Annotated in this window: 16 protein-coding genes; 5 read left to right on the top strand and 11 right to left on the bottom strand. The window is 72.2% G+C overall.

Annotated features, from left to right (window positions below; translation table 11 throughout):
- The 7 genes from AMK22_RS34940 to AMK22_RS34910 all read right to left on the bottom strand — a co-directional run bounded on the left by AMK22_RS34940 (position 1) and on the right by AMK22_RS34910 (position 9,058).
- Positions 1 to 552 carry a MaoC family dehydratase gene (locus AMK22_RS34940; protein ID WP_073791552.1) on the bottom strand — a complete coding sequence of 184 codons (552 nt, stop codon included), beginning with the start codon at positions 550 to 552 and terminating at the stop codon, positions 1 to 3.
- Between the two features lies 1 nt (position 553).
- Positions 554 to 1,573 carry an HpcH/HpaI aldolase/citrate lyase family protein gene (locus AMK22_RS34935; RefSeq protein ID WP_107430712.1) on the bottom strand — a complete coding sequence of 340 codons (1,020 nt, stop codon included), beginning with the start codon at positions 1,571 to 1,573 and terminating at the stop codon, positions 554 to 556.
- A complete protein-coding gene (locus tag AMK22_RS34930) occupies positions 1,570 to 3,582 on the bottom strand; it encodes a protein meaA (RefSeq protein WP_073791550.1) in 2,013 nt (670 codons plus the stop codon). The genes AMK22_RS34935 and AMK22_RS34930 overlap by 4 nt, the downstream gene beginning before the upstream one ends.
- Before the next feature lie 8 nt (positions 3,583 to 3,590).
- Complete coding sequence (gene ccrA, locus AMK22_RS34925; RefSeq protein WP_073791549.1) at positions 3,591 to 5,060, bottom strand: crotonyl-CoA carboxylase/reductase; 1,470 nt, start codon at positions 5,058 to 5,060, stop codon at positions 3,591 to 3,593.
- Between the two features lie 357 nt (positions 5,061 to 5,417).
- On the bottom strand, positions 5,418 to 6,212 hold the full coding sequence (locus AMK22_RS34920) for a GNAT family N-acetyltransferase (protein ID WP_073791547.1): 795 nt from the start codon (positions 6,210 to 6,212) through the stop codon (positions 5,418 to 5,420).
- Between the two features lie 118 nt (positions 6,213 to 6,330).
- Positions 6,331 to 7,146, bottom strand: a complete 816-nt coding sequence (locus AMK22_RS34915) for a TetR family transcriptional regulator (RefSeq protein ID WP_073791546.1) — start codon at positions 7,144 to 7,146, stop codon at positions 6,331 to 6,333.
- A 130-nt stretch (positions 7,147 to 7,276) separates the two neighbouring features.
- Positions 7,277 to 9,058: a 3-hydroxyacyl-CoA dehydrogenase family protein gene (locus AMK22_RS34910; protein ID WP_073791544.1), complete on the bottom strand. Its 1,782-nt coding sequence runs from the start codon at positions 9,056 to 9,058 to the stop codon at positions 7,277 to 7,279.
- 381 nt (positions 9,059 to 9,439) lie between these two features.
- On the opposite strand from AMK22_RS34910, the gene AMK22_RS34905 reads away from it, so the two are divergent.
- Positions 9,440 to 10,021 carry an adenylosuccinate lyase gene (locus tag AMK22_RS34905; RefSeq protein WP_073791543.1) on the top strand — a complete coding sequence of 194 codons (582 nt, stop codon included), beginning with the start codon at positions 9,440 to 9,442 and terminating at the stop codon, positions 10,019 to 10,021.
- A gap of 212 nt (positions 10,022 to 10,233) precedes the next feature.
- Here the strand turns inward: AMK22_RS34905 and AMK22_RS34900 are convergent, their stop codons facing one another.
- Together AMK22_RS34900 and AMK22_RS34895 are read right to left on the bottom strand one after the other, a co-directional pair.
- Positions 10,234 to 11,826 carry an alpha/beta hydrolase gene (locus tag AMK22_RS34900; protein ID WP_073791541.1) on the bottom strand — a complete coding sequence of 531 codons (1,593 nt, stop codon included), beginning with the start codon at positions 11,824 to 11,826 and terminating at the stop codon, positions 10,234 to 10,236.
- Between the two features lie 176 nt (positions 11,827 to 12,002).
- Complete coding sequence (locus tag AMK22_RS34895) at positions 12,003 to 13,043, bottom strand: Rv2578c family radical SAM protein (RefSeq protein WP_073791540.1); 1,041 nt, start codon at positions 13,041 to 13,043, stop codon at positions 12,003 to 12,005.
- Between the two features lie 225 nt (positions 13,044 to 13,268).
- On the opposite strand from AMK22_RS34895, the gene AMK22_RS34890 reads away from it, so the two are divergent.
- Positions 13,269 to 13,712, top strand: coding sequence for an SRPBCC family protein (locus tag AMK22_RS34890; RefSeq protein ID WP_073791538.1), 444 nt, complete (start codon positions 13,269 to 13,271; stop codon positions 13,710 to 13,712).
- A gap of 188 nt (positions 13,713 to 13,900) precedes the next feature.
- Entirely contained in the window at positions 13,901 to 16,390 is a 2,490-nt protein-coding gene (locus AMK22_RS34885; protein ID WP_073791537.1) for an MFS transporter, read from the top strand.
- A gap of 151 nt (positions 16,391 to 16,541) precedes the next feature.
- On the opposite strand, the gene AMK22_RS34880 is transcribed toward AMK22_RS34885, so the two are convergent.
- Positions 16,542 to 17,996, bottom strand: a complete 1,455-nt coding sequence (locus tag AMK22_RS34880; protein ID WP_073791535.1) for an amidase — start codon at positions 17,994 to 17,996, stop codon at positions 16,542 to 16,544.
- Positions 17,997 to 18,042: 46 nt separating this feature from the next.
- Here AMK22_RS34880 and AMK22_RS34875 point away from each other — a divergent pair, with 46 nt between their 5' ends.
- Both AMK22_RS34875 and AMK22_RS34870 read left to right on the top strand, forming a co-directional pair.
- Entirely contained in the window at positions 18,043 to 18,690 is a 648-nt protein-coding gene (locus tag AMK22_RS34875; protein WP_073791534.1) for a TetR/AcrR family transcriptional regulator, read from the top strand.
- Positions 18,687 to 19,559, top strand: coding sequence for an alpha/beta fold hydrolase (locus AMK22_RS34870; protein ID WP_073791532.1), 873 nt, complete (start codon positions 18,687 to 18,689; stop codon positions 19,557 to 19,559). The genes AMK22_RS34875 and AMK22_RS34870 overlap by 4 nt, the downstream gene beginning before the upstream one ends.
- A 313-nt stretch (positions 19,560 to 19,872) precedes the next feature.
- On the opposite strand, the gene AMK22_RS34865 is transcribed toward AMK22_RS34870, so the two are convergent.
- Positions 19,873 to 20,298, bottom strand: a complete 426-nt coding sequence (locus AMK22_RS34865; protein ID WP_073791531.1) for a GntR family transcriptional regulator — start codon at positions 20,296 to 20,298, stop codon at positions 19,873 to 19,875.
- Positions 20,299 to 20,317: the final 19 nt, after the last annotated feature.

The raw sequence follows: 20,317 nt of genomic DNA, 5'->3' as shown, positions 1-20,317 counted from the left end.
CTACTTCTCCACGTTCTTCTGCGAGGACTTCGGGGAGGATTTCTGCGGGGCCGGGAGCGGCTCGGGGCGGCCGGGCTGCTCGCCGCCGCGCTCCTTGATGTACGTCTCCGTGGGGACCATCACCTTGCGGCGGAACACGCAGACCAGCGTTCCGTCCTGCTTGTGTCCCCGGGTCTCCACGTACACGATTCCGCGGTCGTTCCGGGACTTCGAGGGGGTCTTGTCCAGAACGGTCGTCTCGCCGTAGATCGTGTCGCCGTGGAAGGTCGGCGCGACGTGCTTCAGCGACTCGATCTCCAGATTGGCGATCGCCTTTCCGGACACGTCCGGGACCGACATGCCGAGCAGCAGCGAGTAGACGTAATTGCCGACGACGACGTTCTTCCCGAAATCCGTCGTCTGCTCCGCGTAATTGCTGTCCATGTGCAGCGGGTGGTGATTCATGGTCAGCAGACAGAAGAGGTGGTCGTCGTACTCGGTGACCGTCTTCCCGGGCCAGTGCTTGTAGACCGCGCCGACCTCGAATTCCTCGAAAGTGCGTCCGAACTGCATCTCAGACCTCCGGAGCCTCGAACTTGGAAGTGCGACGCAGACCGGCCGCGCGCCCCTTTCCGGCGACGACCAGGGCCATCTTGCGGCTCGCCTCGTCGATCATCTCGTCGCCGAGCATCGCCGAGCCCTTCCTGCCGCCCTCCTCGGAGGTGCACCACTCGTACGCGTCGAGGATCAGCTCCGCGTGGTCGTAGTCCTCCTGCGACGGCGAGAACACCTCGTTGGCCGCATCGACCTGCCCCGGGTGCAGCACCCACTTGCCGTCGAAGCCCAGCGCCGCGGCACGGCCGGCGACCTCGCGGTACGCGTCCACGTCACGGATCTGGAGGAAGGGGCCGTCGATCGCCTGGAGGTCGTGCGCGCGGGCCGCCATCAGGATGCGCATCAGGATGTAGTGGTACGCGTCCGCGTCGTACCCGGGCGGCTGCTGGCCGACGACCAGGGTCTTCATGTTGATCGACGCCATGAAGTCGGCCGGGCCGAAGATCAGTGTCTCCAGCCGCGGCGAGGCGGCGGCGATCTCGTCGATGTTCACCAGGCCCCTGGCGTTCTCGATCTGCGCCTCGATGCCGATCCGCCCGACCTCGAAGCCCATCGTCTTCTCGATCTGGGTCAGCAGCAGGTCGAGGGCGACGATCTGCTGGGCGTCCTGGACCTTCGGCAGCATGAGGCAGTCGAGATTCTGGCCGGCGCCCTCGACGACCGTGACGACGTCGCGGTACGTCCAGTGCGTGGTCCAGTCGTTGACCCGCACGACCCGGGTCTTGCCCGTCCAGTCGCCCTTGTTCAGCGCGTCGACGATGGTGTGCCGGGCGCCCTCCTTGGCGAGCGGCGCGCACGCGTCCTCCAGGTCCAGGAAGACCTGGTCGGCCGGGAGGCCCTGGGCCTTCTCCAGGAACCGGGGGTTCGAGCCGGGCACGGCCAGGCACGAGCGGCGCGGACGCAGACGGGAGGTGCCGTCCCGCAGGGACGTCGCCTGAGGGTGGTGGTGGGAGACGGGCGGGCGGTTGACGGCAGTCATGCGGGGACCTCCAGTGGGTCGAGCTTGTTCGCTTTCCGGATCTCGTCGACGATACGGCCGATGATCTCCGTGATGCCGAAGTCCTTCGGTGTGAAGACGGCGGCGACACCGGCCCCCACCAGGGCAGCGGCGTCGGCGGGCGGAATGATCCCGCCCGCGATGACCGGGATGTCCGAGGCGCCGGCCTCGCGCAGCCGGGTCAGCACGTCCGGTACGAGCTCCGCGTGCGAACCGGACAGGATCGACAGGCCGACGCAGTGCACGTCCTCGGCGAGGGCGGCCGACACGATCTGCTCGGGCGTCAGCCTGATCCCCTGGTAGACCACCTCGAACCCGGCGTCACGGGCCCGGACGGCGATCTGCTCGGCTCCGTTGGAGTGGCCGTCCAGACCCGGCTTGCCGACCAGCAGCCGCAGTCGCCCGGTGCCCAGATCGGCCGCCGTCCGGGCGACCTTCTCCCGGACCAGGGCGAGCGGAGTGCCGGGCTCCGCGGTCACCGCCACGGGGGCCGACGAGACGCCCGTCGGGGCCCGGAACTCGCCGAAGACGTCACGCAGCGCCCAGGCCCATTCCCCGGTGGTGACGCCCGCGCGGGCGCACTCCACGGTCGCCTTCATCAGGTTCTCGCGGCCCGCTGCGGCCTTCTTCAGCGCGGCCAGCGCGTCGGTGGCGCGCGCCTCGTCCCGGTTGTCGCGCCAGGCGTGCAGGGCGGCGACGACCTTGGCCTCGTTGGCCGGGTCGACCGTCATGATCGCGCCGTCGAGGTCCGCGGTGAGCGGGTTCGGCTCCGTGGTCTCGTGGACGTTGACGCCGACGATCTTCTCCTCGCCGTTCTCGATCCGGGCCCTGCGGGCGGCGTGCGAGGCGACGAGCTCGGACTTCAGATAGCCGGACTCGACGGCCGCCATGGCGCCGCCCATCTCCTGGACCCGGTCCATCTCGGCCAGCGACGCGGTGACCAGCTCGTCCACCTTGGCCTCGACCACGTGCGAACCGGCGAAGATGTCCTCGTACTCCAGCAGATCGCTCTCGTGGGCCAGCACCTGCTGGATGCGCAGCGACCACTGCTGGTCCCAGGGCCGGGGGAGACCCAACGCCTCGTTCCACGCGGGCAGTTGCACGGCCCGGGCGCGGGCGTCCTTGGACAGGGTGACGGCCAGCATCTCCAGGACGATCCGCTGGACGTTGTTCTCCGGCTGCGCCTCGGTCAGCCCGAGCGAGTTGACCTGGACGCCGTAGCGGAACCGGCGCTGCTTGGGGTTCTCCACGCCGTACCGCTCGCGGGTGACGCGGTCCCAGATGAGGCCGAAGGCGCGCATCTTGCACATCTCCTCGATGAAGCGGACGCCCGCGTTCACGAAGAACGAGATCCGCGCGACCACGTCGCCGAACTTCTCCTCCGGCACCTGCCCGGAGTCCCGTACGGCGTCCAGCACCGCGATCGCCGTCGACATGGCGTACGCGATCTCCTGGACCGGGGTGGCCCCGGCCTCCTGGAGGTGGTAGCTGCAGATGTTGATCGGGTTCCACTTCGGGATGTGGTCGACCGTGTACGCGATCATGTCGGTGGTCAGCCGCAGCGAGGGACCGGGCGGGAAGACGTGCGTCCCGCGCGAGAGGTACTCCTTCACGATGTCGTTCTGCGTGGTGCCCTGGAGCCCGGTGACGTCGGCGCCCTGTTCCTCCGCGACCACCTGGTAGAGGGCCAGCAGCCACATCGCGGTGGCGTTGATCGTCATCGAGGTGTTCATCCGCTCCAGGGGTATGTCCTGGAACAGCCGTCGCATGTCACCGAGGTGCGACACGGGCACGCCGACCCGGCCGACCTCGCCGCGGGCGAGGACGTGATCGGGGTCGTAGCCGGTCTGGGTCGGCAGGTCGAAGGCGACGGACAGGCCGGTCTGGCCCTTGGCGAGATTGCGCCGGTAGAGCTCGTTGGACGCCTCGGCGGTGGAGTGGCCGGCGTACGTCCGCATGAGCCACGGGCGGTCCTTCTGGCGTTCGCTCATCGGGGACCTCAGGCGTTCTGGGTGGCTCGGGCGGTCCGCTCCGCCGACGCGTCACGGCTGTGCTTGTCGGTCCGCTCCGCCGACGCGTCACGGCTGTGCTTGTCGGTCCGCTCCGCCGAGGCGTCACGGAACAGGTTGATGGCGTCGAGGTGCTTCTCGCGCAGCTCGTGGTCGCTCACGCCCAGGCCCTCGCGGGGGGCGAGGGCGAGGACGCCGACCTTGCCCTGGTGGAGGTTGCGGTGCACGTCGTAGGCGGCCTGGCCGGTCTGCTCCAGCGGGTAGACCTTCGACAGCGTGGGGTGGATCTTGCCCTTGGCGACCAGGCGGTTGGCCTCCCAGGCCTCGCGGTAGTTGGCGAAGTGCGAGCCCACGATCCGCTTCAGGGACATCCACAGGTAGCGGTTGTCGTACTCGTGGGTGTAGCCGGAGGTCGAGGCACAGGTGACGATCGTGCCGCCCTTGCGGGTCACGTACACGCTCGCACCGAAGGTCTCGCGGCCCGGGTGCTCGAAGACGATGTCGACGTCCTCGCCGCCGGTGAGTTCGCGGATGCGCTTGCCGAACCGCTTCCACTCGCGCGGGTCCTGCTCGTGCTCGTCCTTCCAGAACCGGTAGCCCTCGGCGCTGCGGTCGATGATCGCGGTCGCACCCATCCGCCGGCAGATGTCCGCCTTCTGCTCGCTGGAGACGACGCAGATCGGATTGGCGCCGCCCGCCAGGGCGAACTGCGTGGCGTACGAACCGAGTCCGCCGCTGGCGCCCCAGATCAGCACGTTGTCGCCCTGCTTCATGCCCGCGCCGTTGCGCGAGACCAGCTGCCGGTACGCGGTGGAGTTCACCAGTCCCGGCGCGGCGGCCTCCTCCCAGCTGAGGTGGCGGGGCTTCGGCATCAGCTGGTTGGACTTGACGAGCGCGATCTCGGCCAGACCGCCGAAGTTGGTCTCGAAGCCCCAGATGCGCTGCTCGGGGTCGAGCATCGTGTCGTTGTGACCGTCCGAGGACTCCAGCTCGACGGAGAGGCAGTGCGCGACGACCTCGTCGCCCGGCTGCCAGGCGTTGACGCCGGGCCCGGTGCGCAGGACGACACCGGCGAGGTCCGAGCCGATGATGTGGTACGGCAGGTCGTGGCGCCGGGTGAGCTCGCTGAGCCGCCCGTAGCGCTCCAGGAAGCCGAACGTGGGCAGCGGTTCGAAGATCGAGGTCCAGACCGAGTTGTAGTTCACCGAGCTGGCCATGACGGCCACCAGGGCCTCGCCGGGCCCCAGCTCGGGCACCGGCACCTCGTCCAGGTGCAGCGATGCGCGGGGGTCCTTGTCGCGGGTGGCGAGCCCGGCGAACATCTCCGTCTCGTCCTTGTGCACGGTCACCGCGCGGTACGACTCGGGGATGCGCAGGGCCGCGAACTCGGCGGCCCGGTCCGCGGCGGAACCGCCTGACGATTCCGTCCGCGCTTGGATCGCGTCCAGGATTTCCTTCACGGTGTGCCTCCGGCGGATGGGTCGCTCAGGGGACGCCGGGGCGTCCCCGCGAGCTGAGGGGGAGCTGAGGTGTGGAGGTGGTGCCGTCGGTTCGGCCGGTGATGCTGGGGCCTGCTCTGTGGAGCAGAAGGCTGTGCCTGTGACGCAGGCGTCCGGGCGCGCGGACGGGGGGCCCGCTGGGACAGCCGGCGTACCCGAGGTCCCGGTACGCCGACCGCCCGGACAACTTCAACGTATGGCACTCCGTGACAGGTGGCAAGGCACTCGGTGCCAACGATTTCTCTCAACTGTCATCCGCCGGGCACGCATGAGCGGCGTGGGGGATGTTTCGCGTGGATATGCCCGGTGGATGATCGATCAACGAGCGCGGTAGAGGTACGGGGTCGTGGTCGTCAGGGCCATGAATCCCAGGCGTTCGAGGATCGGGCGGCTCAGGGCGGAGGCGTCGACCTGGAGGAAGCCGTAGCCGCGTTCCGCCGCGATCCGGGCGCGGTGGGCGACCAACGCCCGGTAGATGCCCCTGCCGCGCCACTCCGGGGCCGTGCCGCCGCCCCACAGCCCGGCGAAGCGGGTGCCGGGGTACAGCTCCATGCGGGCCGCGCTCACCGGTTCGTCGCCCGCCATGGCGAGGACGGCGACGATGTGGTCGGGGTCCTCGGCCAGCCTGGTCGACACCAGGTGCCGCAGCCGCGCCCCTTTCGTGCCGAACGCCCGCTCATGGGCGCGGACCATCAGTTCCACGTCGTCCGCGTCCCGCACCGGGCGCAGCCGGACGCCCTCCGGGAGCTCCACCGCCGTCGGGAGGTCCACGGCCGGGGCGACCATCAGGGTCTCCGGCTCCTCCGCCTCGAATCCGGCCGCGAGCAGCCGATCCGCCAGATCCGCCGGCCGGTCGTGCGCGTACAGCTTCCACTCGAACTCGTCGAGCCCGATCGCCGCGCAGTGCGCCGCCTGCGCGGCGATCGCGGCGTCCGCCCGGCGGGCGTCGAGGTCCGGGGCCGACCAGACGACGCTGCCCCAGCCCTCGGCCGGGTCGGTCATCCGTACGACGTCACCGGCGCGCTCGACCCGGACACCGGGGCCGTCGGGGCGGGCGTGCTCGCGCATCTCGCGGTCGAAAAGGGTCAGAAGTGCATCACGATCAAGAGTCATCCGCACACCGCAGCACCGGGGCGCGAACGAGGCAACCGCATTTGGCGCGGCGCGGCGCGGGGCGGGCCCTGCCGACGGGGTGCCGACCCGGGCCCGGGCCCCCGCCCCGACGGCCCGCTCAGCGGTCCTGGAGCACCTGCCGGATCGTGCGCATCACCTCGTCGAGCGGCGCGTCCGTCCGCGCCACCGCCACCAGCACCTCGCCCTCGGAGGCCACCGAGGCGGCGGGCCGCGCCACCGGTTCGCCGCCGGTGATCCGGCCCGCCCCGATGCCCGTGCCGAACGTCCTGCGCACGATCGCGAAGGCATGGTCGAGCTGGGCCTCCACGTCGCCCTCGCCGCCCGCCCGCAGCCAGCGCCGCAGCACATGGTTGTGCGCGGTGACGACCGCGGACGCCGCGACCTCGGCGAGCAGCGGGTCGTCGTTGCCGGCCTCGTGGTCGCGCTCGTCGAAATGCCCCAGCAGGTAGCGCGTGAACAGCCGCTCGTAGCGGGCCACCGAGGCGATCTCGGCCTCGCGCAGGGTGGGGACCTCACGGGTCAGCTTGTAACGGGCCACGGAGACCGCGGGCTTGGCCGCGTACATCTTCATGACCTCCTTGATCCCGCGGCAGACGGTGTCGAGCGGGTGCTCGTGCGCGGGGGCGGCGTTGAGGACGGCCTCGGCCCTGACGAGGGTGTCGTCGTGGTCCGGGAAGATCGCCTCTTCCTTGGAGCGGAAGTGCCGGAAGAAGGTGCGCCGGGCGACTCCGGCGGCGCCCGCGATCTCGTCGACCGTCGTGGCCTCGTACCCCTTCGTCGCGAAGAGTTCCATCGCCGCGGCGGCGAGTTCGCGGCGCATTTTGAGCCGTTGGGCGGCGGCGCGACTGCCGGTGGCGCTTTCCTGCGGGTCGGACGCGGCGGAGACACGGGGGGACCTGGCGGGCTGGGACATGGTGTGAACGTACTGCATCGACGCGGGTGAGGGCGCCCGTGGGGGCGCAGCGCCCGGCGGATCGCGCGGGGGCGGGCCGCTCGGAGGATCGAGCAGCCCGCCCCATCCGGCCACCGGCACCGGGGGCCGCTCAGCGTCGGGCATGTTCGCGGAAGCCGCGCCCCGTCTTGCGGCCGAGGCAGCCTGCGGCCACCAGGTGTTCGAGCAGCGGTGCCGGGGCCAGCCCCGGGTCGCGGAACTCGTCGTGCAGCACCTTCTCGATGGCGAGCGACACGTCGAGCCCGACGACGTCCAGGAGTTCGAACGGCCCCATCGGGTAGCCGCCGCCCAGCTTCATCGCGGCGTCGATGTCGTCGAGGCTCGCGTAGTGCTCCTCGACCATCTTGATCGCGTTGTTGAGGTACGGGAACAGCAGCGCGTTGACGATGAACCCGGCCCGGTCCCCGCAGTCCACCGGGTGCTTGCGGATCGTGCCGCACACCTCGTGGACGGTGGCGCGGACGTCGTCCGCGGTGAGCACCGTGCGGACGACCTCGACCAGCTTCATCGCCGGAGCCGGGTTGAAGAAGTGCATGCCGACGACGTCCTGCGGACGCGAGGTGGCCCGTGCGATCGCCACGACCGGCAGCGAGGAGGTGGTGGTGGCGAGGACCGCGCCCGGCTTGCAGACCTTGTCCAGCGTCGCGAACAACTGCTGCTTGACCGCCAGGTCCTCCGCGACCGCCTCGACCGCGAGATCGACCTCGGCGAGGGCGTCGGGCGAGCCCGCCGGGGTGATCCGGGCCAGTGCCCCGTCCCGCGCCTCGGCGGTCAGCCGCCCCTTGGCCACGGAACGCTCCAGGGACTTGGCGATCCGGGCCTTCGCCGCGTCAGCCTTCTCCCGGCCGCGGGCGACGAGCACGACATCGCGACCGGCCTTCGCGAAGACCTCGGCGATCCCCGACGCCATCGTGCCCGAGCCCGCGACACCCACCGACCGCACCGGCCGGCCGGCGACCGGCGACGTGCCCTCGCCCGGGGTCAGCGCGTCCGGCACCACCGTCCGGCTGCCGGGCTCCGCGTACGTGTAGAAGCCGCGCCCCGCCTTGCGGCCGGTCAGCCCCGCCTCGCTGAGCTGGCGGAGGACCGGCGCCGGGGCATGCAGCCGGTCGTGCGACGAGGCGTACATGGCCTCCAGGACCGTGCGCGCGGTGTCGATCCCGATCAGGTCGAGCAGGGCGAGCGGGCCCATCGGAAGTCCGCAGCCCAGCCTCATCGCGGCGTCGATGTCCTCGCGGGACGCGTAGTTCGCCTCGTACATCGCCGCGGCCTGGTTGAGGTAGCCGAACAGCAGCCCGTCGGCGACGAAGCCCGGCCGGTCGCCGACCGCGACCGGCTCCTTGCCCAGGCTGCGGGCGAGCGCGGTGACCGCCTCGACCGCCGGGGGCGCGGTCAGCACCGAGGAGACCACCTCGACCAGCCTCATCGCCGGGGCCGGGTTGAAGAAGTGCAGCCCGAGCACGCGCTCGGGGCGCAGCGACTCGGCGGCCAGCCGCGTCACCGACAGGGCGTTGGTCCCGGTGGCCAGGATCGCGTTCGGGGAGACGATCGCGTCCAGTTCCCGGAACACCTGCTGCTTGATCTCGTACGACTCCGGGACGACCTCGACGACCAGCTCCGCGTCCGCCGCGGCACGCAGGTCGTCATGGGTGCGGAACCGGGCGAGCACCCGGCCGCGTTCGCGCTCCGTGATCCGGCCGCGCCGCACGGCGCGCTCGGTCGCGGCCTCCAGCGAGGCGACGGCCCGACGGGACGCCGCCCCGTCGATGTCGATGCCGACGACCTCATGACCGGCGCGGGCGAGGACCTCGGCGATGCCGGTGCCCATGGTGCCGAGGCCGACGACGGCGATGGTGCTGAACGGGGTGTCCATCACGGGACTCCAGAGGGTGAGTGACGACTGTGAGAACGCGCGGAGCGCACGGGAACGGACCGGCGCGAAGCATGCGCGGATGAGGAACCGGCGCGAGGCGCACGGACGTTGTGTGGCGTGCTGCGCGGTCCGGGGGCGACGGTGCGCCCGGACCGGAAGGGGCGACGGACTCTGTCCCGGAGTCGCGTCTCACGAAGCTGCCGAACCGACGAGCACTCCGGATGGCTGCGTCACCAGGCCACCGGAGCCGGCGGGGATCGTGTCCCGCTCATATGAGATTAACTCGCTGGTAACGAGCGCGCCAGCCCCGGGACGTCGTGCGTCACGTCACATGCGACAACCCTCTCGATACGCACAGTGCCCGGCGATACGCTGAGCGTCATGGACGAGGAGTACCGGTCGCTGACGGACCGGCTGGCGGACGAGGCGGACGCGGCGGGGGAGTCGGAGGCGTTCCGCCGGCTGATCGCCACCGATGACGACGAGGAGCTGGCCCGTGTCCTCGTGGAGCGCGAACGCCCGCTCTGGGCGCGGGAGATCGCCGCGTTCCGGCTCGGCTGCGCGGGGGACCGGCGGGCGTTCGAGGCGCTGGTCCTGCTGCTCAACCACCGCGACCCGGAGCGCTGCGTCTGTGCCGCCCACGCCCTGGCGCGTCTCGGCGACCCTCGCACGCCCCGGGCGGCCGCCGCCCTCGCGACCAATGCCCTGCGCACCGCGTACGCCCTTCACCCGGTCCGGCTGCTCACCGTGCTCCGGGCGCCGGAGTCCGTACCCGCGCTGATGACCACGCTGGAGCGCCTTCTGGACCCCGGCGATCCGCACTGGCGGGTGGCGCTCGCCTGCGTGGAGGGGCTCGGGCGGCTGGCGGACGAACGGGCCCGCCCGCTTCTGGAGGCGGCCCTGCCGCATCCGAGACTGGCCGGCGCCGCGCGTGAGGCGCTGGACCGGCTGCGGGCGGGCTGAGCGCGCGGGTGTGCGGGGCGTCGGTCGTACGGGGCGTGGGGCGTCGGTCGTACGGGATGCGTCGGGCGCGTTCGCGCTCGGCGCGCGGGTGTGTGCGGGCCGTGCGAGGCATGAGGCGCGGGTGTACGGTGCGCGGTCGTGCGGAGGGGCCCGACGGGGTGCGTCGGGCCCCTCGCACGGGCCGGTACACGGCCGGTCGCCCGGCCCGCCGATCAGCCCCGGAAACCGAGCAGCCGGTGCAGGACACCGCCTCTGGTCTCGGCGACCGGCGCCCGCGCCGCCCTGTCGGCCGCGGGCGTCGGGTCGGGGGACTTGGCGCAGACCGCGTCCGCCTCGGACCCGCCGGTCCGGCCGCGCGGGACGGTGCCCTTGGCCAGGTAGTCCGCCAGATAGGTGTCCAGGCAGTCGTTGTCGCTCAGTGTGATGCCGTGGTTGCCGCCGCCCTGCTCGACGACCAGGCGGGAACCGCGCAGCCCGCGGTGCATGGTCACACCGCCCTGGTACGGCGTCGCCGCGTCGTCCGTGGCCTGGAAGAGCAGCACCGGCGGAAGGCTCGTGTTGGACACCTGCACCGGACGCAGCGGCTCCACCGGCCAGTCCGCGCACGGTGCGTTGTACCAGGTGTTGTTCCAGGTGAAGAAGGGGGCCTTCGCCTGCACGCGCCAGCCGTCGTCGCGCCAGGTGTTCCACTCGCGGGGCCACGGGGTGTCACGACATTGCACGGCCGTGTAGACGGAGTACCCGTTGTCGCCCTCCGCGTCGAGCGCCCCGAACTTCTCGTACGCCTTCACGAGCGCGTTCTCGTCGTGGTCCTTCACATAGGCGGCGAACGCCTCGGCCAGGTGCGGCCAGTAGCCGTTGTAGTAACCGCCCGGCAGGAACGTGTCCTCCAGTTCGCTCGCCCCGACCCTCCCGCCCGCGGGGTGCTTCGCGACCGCCCGGCGCATCGCGTACCAGGCGCGTTCCACCCGCGCCGGGTCGCCGCCCAGCCCGTACGCGCTGTCGTGCTTCGCCACCCAGGCGGCGAACGCCTTGTGGCGGGCGTCGAAGGCGTAGTTCTGGCCGATGTTGTCCTCGTACCACACGCCCTCCGGGTCGACGTTCGAGTCGAGCACCATGCGCCGCACCCGCTCCGGGAACAGCTTGGCGTACACCGCGCCGAGGTACGTCCCGTACGAGTAGCCGAAGTAGTTGAGCCGACGGGCGCCGGTCGCCCGGCGGATCACGTCGAGGTCCTTGGCGGCGCTGACCGTGTCCATGTGAGGCAGCAGGTCCGGGTACTTCTCGCCGCACGCCTTCGCGAAGGAGACGGTGCGGTTCCGGTTGGCCTCCTCGACCCCGGGCGCGTGCGGCACCGAGTCGGGGCGCAACGGATCGAAGAACCCGGGGACGCAGTTCAGGGCGGGTCTGCTCCTTCCGACCCCGCGCGGATCGAAGCCGATCACGTCGTACTGCGCGGCCACAGCCTTCGGCAGCGAGGAAGCGACGAATCCGGCCATCGGCAGCCCGCTGCCCCCGGGACCGCCCGGATTGACGAGCAGGGGGCCCTGGAAGGTCTTCGCGGTGTGCGGGATCCGGGACAGGGCGAGGGTGATGTGCCGGCCCGACGGGTCGTCATGGTCCAGCGGGGTGCGGACCGTGGCGCACTGGAGCCGAGGGTGCTCCTCGGTGCCGCAGTCGGTCCAGCGGAGCGGGGCGGTGGCGGGCCGGGGCTCCGCGTCGGCGGCCGCCGGGGACGGGGTCGCGGTCACCAGACCGGCGACCGTCGCGCCCACGGCGACGAGAATTCCTGGACGTTTCGTCATATGGCCTCCCGGGGTGGGGAACACGGGGAACGCGGCTGTGCGTGGCATGGTCTCCGCCGCATGCTCCCCGCATTCATGCCCGGAAGGACACGTTGTGGCGAGAGTTGACCCGTTTGCCCTGTGACGGGTGTTTCTGGTAAGGGCGTTCCGAGGGTCGTCGGCTCGGGGCGGGTTCGTCAGAGCAGGGTCAGCTGGGTCGGTCCGGAGGTGCCGGACCACGTGGTGTCCTTGGGGCGCACGGGCAGCCGGCGGGCCGTCCCGCGGTGCGACGGCCCGATGCCGAACTCGGCCGCCAGCTCGTGGACGTGGCGCGTGATGCGCCGCTGGTACCACTTGGGCGCGTACGGCCCCTCCGCGTACAGCCGCTCGTACCGGCGCACCAGATGCGGGTGGTGCTGTCCGAGCCACCGCATGTACCACTCCCGGGCGCCGGGGCGCAGATGGAGCACGAGCGGGGTCACGGACGTCGCCCCGGCGGCGGCGATCGCCCGGACCGTGGCGCGCAGCTGGTCCGGATGGTCGCCGAGGAACGGGACGACGGGCGCCATCAGCACCCCGCAGTCGATGCCGATCCCGCTCAGGGCGCGGACGACGTCCAGGCGGCGCGCGGGGGACGGGGTGCCGGGTTCCACGGTGCGCCACAGCCCCTCGTCGACGAAGCCGACCGACACGGAGATGCCGACATCGGTGACCTCGGCCGCCTGCCGCAGCAGTTCGAGGTCGCGCAGGATCAGCGTTCCCTTGGTCAGGATCGAGAACGGGTTCGCGTGGTCGCGCAGGGCCGAGATGATGCCGGGCATCAGCCGGTAGCGGCCCTCCGCCCGCTGGTAGCAGTCGACGTTGGTCCCCATCGCGATGTGCGCGCCGTGCCAGCGTCCGGACGCGAGGTGCCCGCGCAGCAGTTCCGGGGCGTTGACCTTGACGACGATCTGGGAGTCGAAGCCGATGCCCGTGTCCAGGTCCAGGTAGCTGTGGGTCTTGCGGGCGAAGCAGTACACGCAGGCGTGGGTGCAGCCGCGGTACGGGTTCACCGTCCATTCGAACGGCATGCGCGAGGCGCCGGGCACCCGGTTCACGATCGAGCGGGCCCGGATCTCGTGGAAGGTGATCCCCCGGAACTCCGGGGTGTCGAAGGTGCGCGTGGTCACCGCGTCCGCGGCGAAGAGCGCGCTGTTCCCGGCCGCGGCGGGATTCTCGACCAGATGGTTCCAGCGCATGGACGCCTCCTCGGTAGCACTCGTCGAGAGAATAGAACATTTGTTCCCATGATCGTTTTCTCCGCTTCGTCCGGGAGTGCGCCCGCGCCGGACGCGACCGGGCGCCGAGGGCGTCCCGGCCGGGTTCCGGCGGGGTCCCGGCCGGGGGCGGCCCCGATTTTGAGCGGCGCGCCGAAGGTGATTGGCTCGGCACACCCCCGAAATCCGAGTGCTGGAGGAACAGCCATGGCGCAGGTCGAGGCCACCACGGAACGAGTCATCGCGGCGGACGCGGACACGGTGTTCGACGCGCTGGCCGACTACGAGCGGACCCGCGGCAAGGTGCTGCCCGGACAGTTCAGCGAGTACGAGGTGCGCGAGGGCGGCGACGGCGAGGGCACCCTCGTGCACTGGAAGCTCCAGGCCACCAGCAAGCGGGTTCGCGACTGCCTGATGGAGGTCACCGAGCCCACCGACGGCCGGCTCGTGGAGAAGGACCGCAACTCCTCGATGGTCACCACCTGGACCGTCACCCCGGCCGGCGAGGGCCGTTCGAAGGCCGTCGTGTCGACCGTCTGGAACGGTGCCGGGGGCATCGGTGGATTCTTCGAGCGGACCTTCGCCCCCAAGGGGCTCGCGCGCATCTACGACGAACTGCTGCGCAATCTCGCCACCGAAGTCGAGAAGTAGCCCCTCGACACGGTCGGTCCACCTCACCGGTTCGGGTGGTTCTCCGGTCCCGCCGGTGGTGCGCCGCAGCACCTCCTACCGGGGATTAAGCCCCCGGTGCGCCGTCGGCGCCCCCTCGTCGGCGTTTGCCCTCCCTCGTCGCGCGATGCGAGAAAGGGCGGCGCAGACGCGACGAGGGGAGCGGCGACGTGGTGGGTGGGATCACTCTGCTGGGGGACGACCGGGGCGGTATTCCCGGCGGTTCGGGAACCGCCGGATCGTCGGCCGCGCCACCCCCGCACCCGTCACCGTCCCAGGACGGGGGAACGCCGCAGGCGGCGGAGGAGTCCGCCGCCCCGCCCGTCTTACCGGAGACCAGCCCCCGCCGCATCCGGCTCGTCTTCCTCGGGCTGATGCTGACGCTGCTGCTGGCGGCGCTCGACCAGATGATCGTCGCCACCGCGCTGCCGAAGATCGTCGGGGAACTGCACGGCCTGGAGAAGATGTCCTGGGCCGTCACCGCGTACCTCCTCGCCTCCACCATCGGCCTGCCGCTCTACGGGAAGCTCGGCGACCTCTTCGGACGCAAGGGCGTCTTCCAGTTCGCGATCGTCGTCTTCGTCATCGGCTCCGCACTGGCCGGCTGGTCCCGCACCATGGACGAACTCATCGCCTTCCGGGCCCTCCAGGGCATCGGTGGCGGCGGACTCATGATCGGCGTCCAGGCCATCATCGCGGACGTCGTCCCGCCCCGGGAACGCGGCAGGTTCATGGGGCTCATCGGCGCCGCCTTCGGCCTCGCCTCCGTCGCCGGCCCGCTGCTCGGCGGCTTCTTCACCGACCACGCCTCCTGGCGCTGGTGCTTCTACATCAACGTCCCGTTCGGCCTGATCACCCTGGCCGTCATCACCGTCGTGCTGAAACTGCCCCGGCCCGCGGTCCGCCCCCGCCTCGACGTCCTCGGCGCGCTGCTGCTCGCCGCCGCGTCGACCTGTCTGGTGCTGCTCACCAGTTGGGGCGGAACGGAATACCCCTGGGGGTCGGGCGTCATCCTCGGGCTCGGCGCCGGGGCCGTCGCGACGACCCTGCTGTTCCTCGTCGCCGAGCGACGGGCGGCCGAACCGGTCATCCCGCTGCGGCTGTTCCGCGACCCGATCTTCAACGTCACCGCGCTCGTGGGCGCGGTCGTCGGCGTCGCGCTGTTCGGCGCCGCCAGCTACCTGCCGACCTTCCTGCAGATGGTCGACGGCGCCTCGGCCACCGAATCCGGTCTGCTGATGCTCCCGATGATGGGCGGCATCGTCGTGGCGTCCATCGTCTCCGGCCAGCTCATCTCCCGTACCGGCCGCTACCGCGCCCACCCCGTCGTCGGCGGCGCCTTCTCGGTCGTGGGGATGTGGCTGCTCTCCCGGCTCGACACCGACACCCCACCGCTCGAGAACGGCATCGCGCAGGCCGTGCTCGGCATCGGGATCGGCCTGGGCATGCCGGTGCTGGTGCTCGCCGTGCAGAACTCCGTACCGCCCGCCGACCTCGGCACCGCCACCAGCGCCAACAACTACTTCCGGCAGATCGGCGGCAGCGTCGGCGCCGCCGTCTTCGGCACGCTCTTCGCCGGGCGCCTCGCCGAGGCGCTGGCCGCCCGCCTGCCGGCCGACGCCGATCTGCCCGACCCCGAGTCGATCACCCCGCAGCTCGTCCACGCCATGGAACCCGCGCTGCGCGACGCCTACATCCGCGCGTACGCCGACGCGATGCCGCGGATCTTCCTCTACCTCGTGCCGGTGCTCGTGCTCGGCCTGGTCCTCGCCCTCTTCCTCAAGGAGAAACCGCTGGTGTCCCACAACGGCCCCGAAACAGCCGCCCCGCCGACCGCCGGGGCCGCGCCGGTCCCCGCCGCCCGCACAGCGGCCCCCGCGGCGCCCCCGACCGTGTACCTCTCGGGCGTACCGGTGTGCGGCAGCGTCCAGCACCCGGACGGCACGAAGGTCCCGCGTGCCGCGCTCACCCTCATCGACGTCCAGGGGCAGCAGGTCGGGCGGGGCGCGAGCGGTGACGACGGCCGCTACGCGCTGAGCGTGCCCGGCGCGGGCGCCTACGTCCTGATCGCCGCGGCCGGGGGCCATCAGCCGCAGGCCGTCAGCGTCACCGTGGGCGAACGACCGGTCGAACTCGACGTGGTGCTCGGCGGCGCGGGCCGGCTCGCGGGGACCGTCGTCACCGCCGACGGGCTCCCGGTGCGGGACGCCGCCGTCACCCTCACCGACGTGCGCGGCGAGGTGGTCGCCTCCACGCGCAGCGGACGCGAGGGCGGCTATGTGATCAAGGAACTGGTGGCCGGTGAGTACACCCTCGCGGCCAGCGCCCCCGCGTTCCGGCCCGCCGCGCTGCCGGTGAGCGTGCAGGCCGCGCGGGAGACCCGGCAGGACATCGAACTCGCCGGAGGGGCGGTGCTGCGCGGTGTCGTACGGGCCGGTGGTGGCAGGCCGGTCGAGGACGCCCGGGTCACCCTGCTGGACGCGGCGGGCAACGTCGTGGACACGCTCACCACCGGGCCGGACGGGGCGTTCAGGTTCGTGGACCTGTCCACGGGCGAGTACACGGTGATCGCGGCCGGGTATCCGCCGGTGGCCACGGTCCTCCAGGTCGCGGGCGGCGGGCGCACCGAACGCGACCTCCTGCTGGGGCACGAGGACTGACCGTTCGGCGGACGGGCCGCGGCGGACAGGACAACGCGGCGACGGACGGGAGGGGCACGGGCATCGCCGGACCGCCCACCCGGTGACCACGCCGGGTGAGGACGTCGCAGGGCGGCGGCGCCGATCCGCACGCGCGGATCGGCCGCCGATGTCAGGAGGCGTCGGCCACCGCCGCCGATGCCTGCGCAGCCCCGCTCCGTCCGGGATAGCGGTCGGCCCAGGGCAGAGCCTCCTCCAATGCCGCGGAGACGGCGAAGAGGAGGTCCTCGCGGCCCCAGCCCGCCGTGAGCGACACCCCGAGCGGCAGCCCCTCGGAACTCCAGCCCAGCGGAAGGCTGATGGCCGGACACCCGGTGGCGTTCCCGATCACGGTGTTGCCCGTGAACGCGGTCATCGCGGCCAGTTCCGCGGCCGGATCGGCGTCGTCGCGAAGCTGTCCGACGCGGGTCGGCAAAGCGGTCACGGTCGGTGTGATCACGAGGTCCGCGTCCGCGTGGTCGAGGATCCAGGCTCGCGCGCGGGCCTGCACGACACCGATCGAGGCGGCCAGCTCGGCCGCGCTCGACCGATGTGCGGCGGACCGGAGATGACGCACGATCGGTCGCATCGCCGATGCGTCGAACGCCGCGGCCCTGGACCCGACCAGCGCGGTGAACATCACCCGGAAGTTCTCGGTGAGTTCGGGGTCCGGGGCCTGGTCGCGGGCGAACACGTCGTGGCCGAGCCCGGCCAGTGCGCGGCCGGTGCGGTCGACGGCGGCGGCGACCTCGGCGTCCACGGGCGCGCCCGAGACCGAACCCTGGGCGATCGCCACCCGCAGCCGCGGGACGGGGGCGTCGCAGGCGCGTTCGTAACCGTCCGCCCCCCGGAGGCGAGGAGGGTGCACGAGGCCGGCCCCGGTACGGGTGGTCAGCGCGTCGAGGAAGGCCGCGGCGTCGCGCACGGTGCGGGCGAGCGGCCCCTTCACGGAGAGCCCCATTCCGTCGTCGCCGCCCGGGCCGCCGGGGACGAGTCCGCGGCTCGGCTTCAGCCCGACCACGCCGCAGGCGCTCGCGGGGGAGCGCACGGAGCCCGCGGTGTCGCTGCCCTGGGCGATCGGCACCAGCATCGCGCCGACCGCCGCCGCGGCGCCGCCGCTGCTGCCGGCCGCGCTGCGGCCGAGGTCGAACGGGCTGCGCGCGGGGGCGGCGACCTCCGGTTCGGTGTAGCAGGCGGCCCCGAACTCGGGAACGGTCGTCTTCCCGAGACTGATCAGCCCGGCCTCGGCCATGACGGCCACGATCTCGTCGTCGTGGTCCGGCACCCAGTCACGGAACAGGGCGGACCCCAGCGTGGTGCGCACGCCCGCGGTGGCCTCCAGGTCCTTGACGGCCGTGGGCACGCCGAACAGGCGCGGCAGTCCGGCGCGGTCCGTCGTGCGCAGCACCCGTCCGGCCTCGGCCGCCGCCGCGCGGGCCCGGTCGGCCGACACGGTGGTGAACGCGCCCACCCGGTCGTCGCCCTCGATCCGGGCGAGCAGGTGGTCCACGACCTCGGCGGGCGTGGTGTCGCCGCGCTCGTAGGCGGTGGCCAGTTGGAGAGCCGTGAGTTCGTGCAACTGCGTCATGGGTGCTCCATTGCTGTTTCGTTACGCGTATCGATATGGTGGACGCATGAGGGCCGACAAGGCAAGCAATGCGCGGGGCGGCCGCCCCAGGGCGGTCTCGCTCGACGCGATCCTGGACGCCGCGACCCGGATCGCCGACGACCGGGGACTGGACGCGGTGACCTTTCGCGCGGTGGCCGACCGGCTGGGGGTGTCCCCGATGGCGATCCACCGCACGACGGGCGGCGTCGACGCGCTCCGGCACGCGCTGGTCTCCCGGATCGTCGGCGAGGCCACCCGCTCGGTGGACTGGCCCGAGGACTGGCGGGACGTCCTGCGAACGTTCGCGAACGAACTCCACGACCTGCTCATGCGCCACCCCGTCGTGCTGGAGGCGCACCGTCGCGCTCCCCTCGCGGGGCCCGGCGCCGACGACGCCGCACTCCGGGTCGTCGCGGCCCTGCGCACCGCCGGGCTCGACGAGCGGGCCGCGGTGTACGCGTACGGCACCCTGCACGACTTCGTCACCGGACACGTGGCGATCCGGCTCGGCCGTGGCGATCCCGAACGCCTCCCGCTGCCGCCCGAACGCCGGGCCATGTCGGTCTTCGTCGAACACCACGACTACGACCGCCGGTTCGCCTTCGGCCTCGATCTCGTCGTCGCCGGGATCACCGTGGCCGCCGCCCCTGTACCGCACGAGGAGCAGAGATGACGCACGACCTGCCCGAACCGCCCGAGACGGTCCGTATCGAAGCTCCTGGCGGGCGCCGCATCGCCTACTGCTCGTACGGGGACCCCGCCGCCGTGCCCGCGATCGTGCTGCACGGTACCCCGGGCAGCCGCTACGAGGGTGTCGCGCTGCAGCGGGCCGCGACGGACGCGGGCGTCCGGCTGATCTTCCCGGACCGGCCCGGATACGGAGGGACCGATCCGGTGCCCGGCCGCGGTTTCCATCGCTGGAACGACGACTTCCTGTCCCTGCTCGACCACCTCGGCCAGGAACGGGCGACGCTCGTGGCGATCTCCGGCGGCGGGGGATACGCGCTGTCCGCGGCCCAGACCCACCCCGGGCGGGTGGTGAAACTGATCCTCGCGGCCGCCGCCGTTCCCGGGGCGCCCAAGGAGGCGTACGCGGGCCGGATCCCGATCGTGACATGGCTCAACCGCATCGTCCGCTGGGCCCCACCGGTCGGCGGCTCGATGCTCGCGGGCACGGGCGTCTTCAAACGGATGCGCAGCCGCGAGCCGAACCTCGCGGCCTGGCCCCGGGCCGACCGGCTGGTCATGAGCACCCCCGAGTACCGGGTGCTGTCCGACCTGGACACGGCCGAGGGCCGCCGTCAGGGCATGGACGCGGCGCTGACCGACCTGACCGGCTACGCCCGCCCGCTGCCGGCCCCACTGGCCTCGGTCTCCGTGCCGACCGTGTTCATCCACGGCGACGCGGACGGCAACGTCCCCGTGGGGGTGGCGCGTTGGGCGCACGCGCAGATCGCCGGCGCCGAACTGAGGATCGTCCCCGAGGGCGGCCACCTCTTCCTGATGGAGGATCCGGAAACGCTCCTGCGGGAACTGGTCTGAAGGCAACCGGTCCGGGCGGGGGCGGATCCGTTCACGTCCGGACACCGCGACGTGGACGGTGCGGCGACGACCGTCACGGACCGGACGGCCCCGGCCGGGCCGCCCCGGTCCTCCCGTGGCCCCTCGGAGCCCGCCGGGTGACCTCCGACCGGGCGGTCGCGCCCTGGCACGCGCGCTTCCGGCGCTGCCGAAACACCCTGGTGGCGCCTTCCCCGCCCCCTCGGCCTCGTGCGAGCGGGGGAGACCCCGTCCCAGGACGTCCCGTCGCCCCGGAATCGCACGCGGCATGCCGCGTCCACGTTCCGGTCGAAGGTCACTCGACAGGCTCTCGGCCGGCCGCGCGGGCCGACTCGGTCGGATACACGGCCGCGTGGACCGACTGGAAGAGGGCGGTGACCTCCTGGCCGCCGAGACCCTGGGAGCGGGCCTCGTTCAGCCATTCGGCCAGCGACGCCCTGAGCGGCGACTCGGGAACCGTCTGCGCCGGCGCGAGGGAGCGGGTGATGAAGGTGCCCGCCCCCTGCCTCACCTCGGCGAGACCCGCGCGTTCCAGCTCGCGGTACGCCTTGAGGGTCGTGTTCGGGTTGACCTTGGTGTCCGCGGCGACCTGCGCGGCCGTCGGCAGACGGTCACCCGCCTCCAGTGCGCCCATGCGCAGCGCCTGCTCGACCTGCCGCACGATCTGGAGGTACGTGGCCACTCCGCTGCGTCGGTCGATGCGGAACACGACCACCGTCATCACCCCCTTCTGGCTGCCG

The organism is Streptomyces sp. CB01580, from assembly GCF_001905795.1.
In the GTDB taxonomy this organism is placed as follows: Bacteria; Actinomycetota; Actinomycetes; order Streptomycetales; family Streptomycetaceae; genus Streptomyces.
This window is presented reverse-complemented; position numbering and strand designations above follow the sequence as displayed.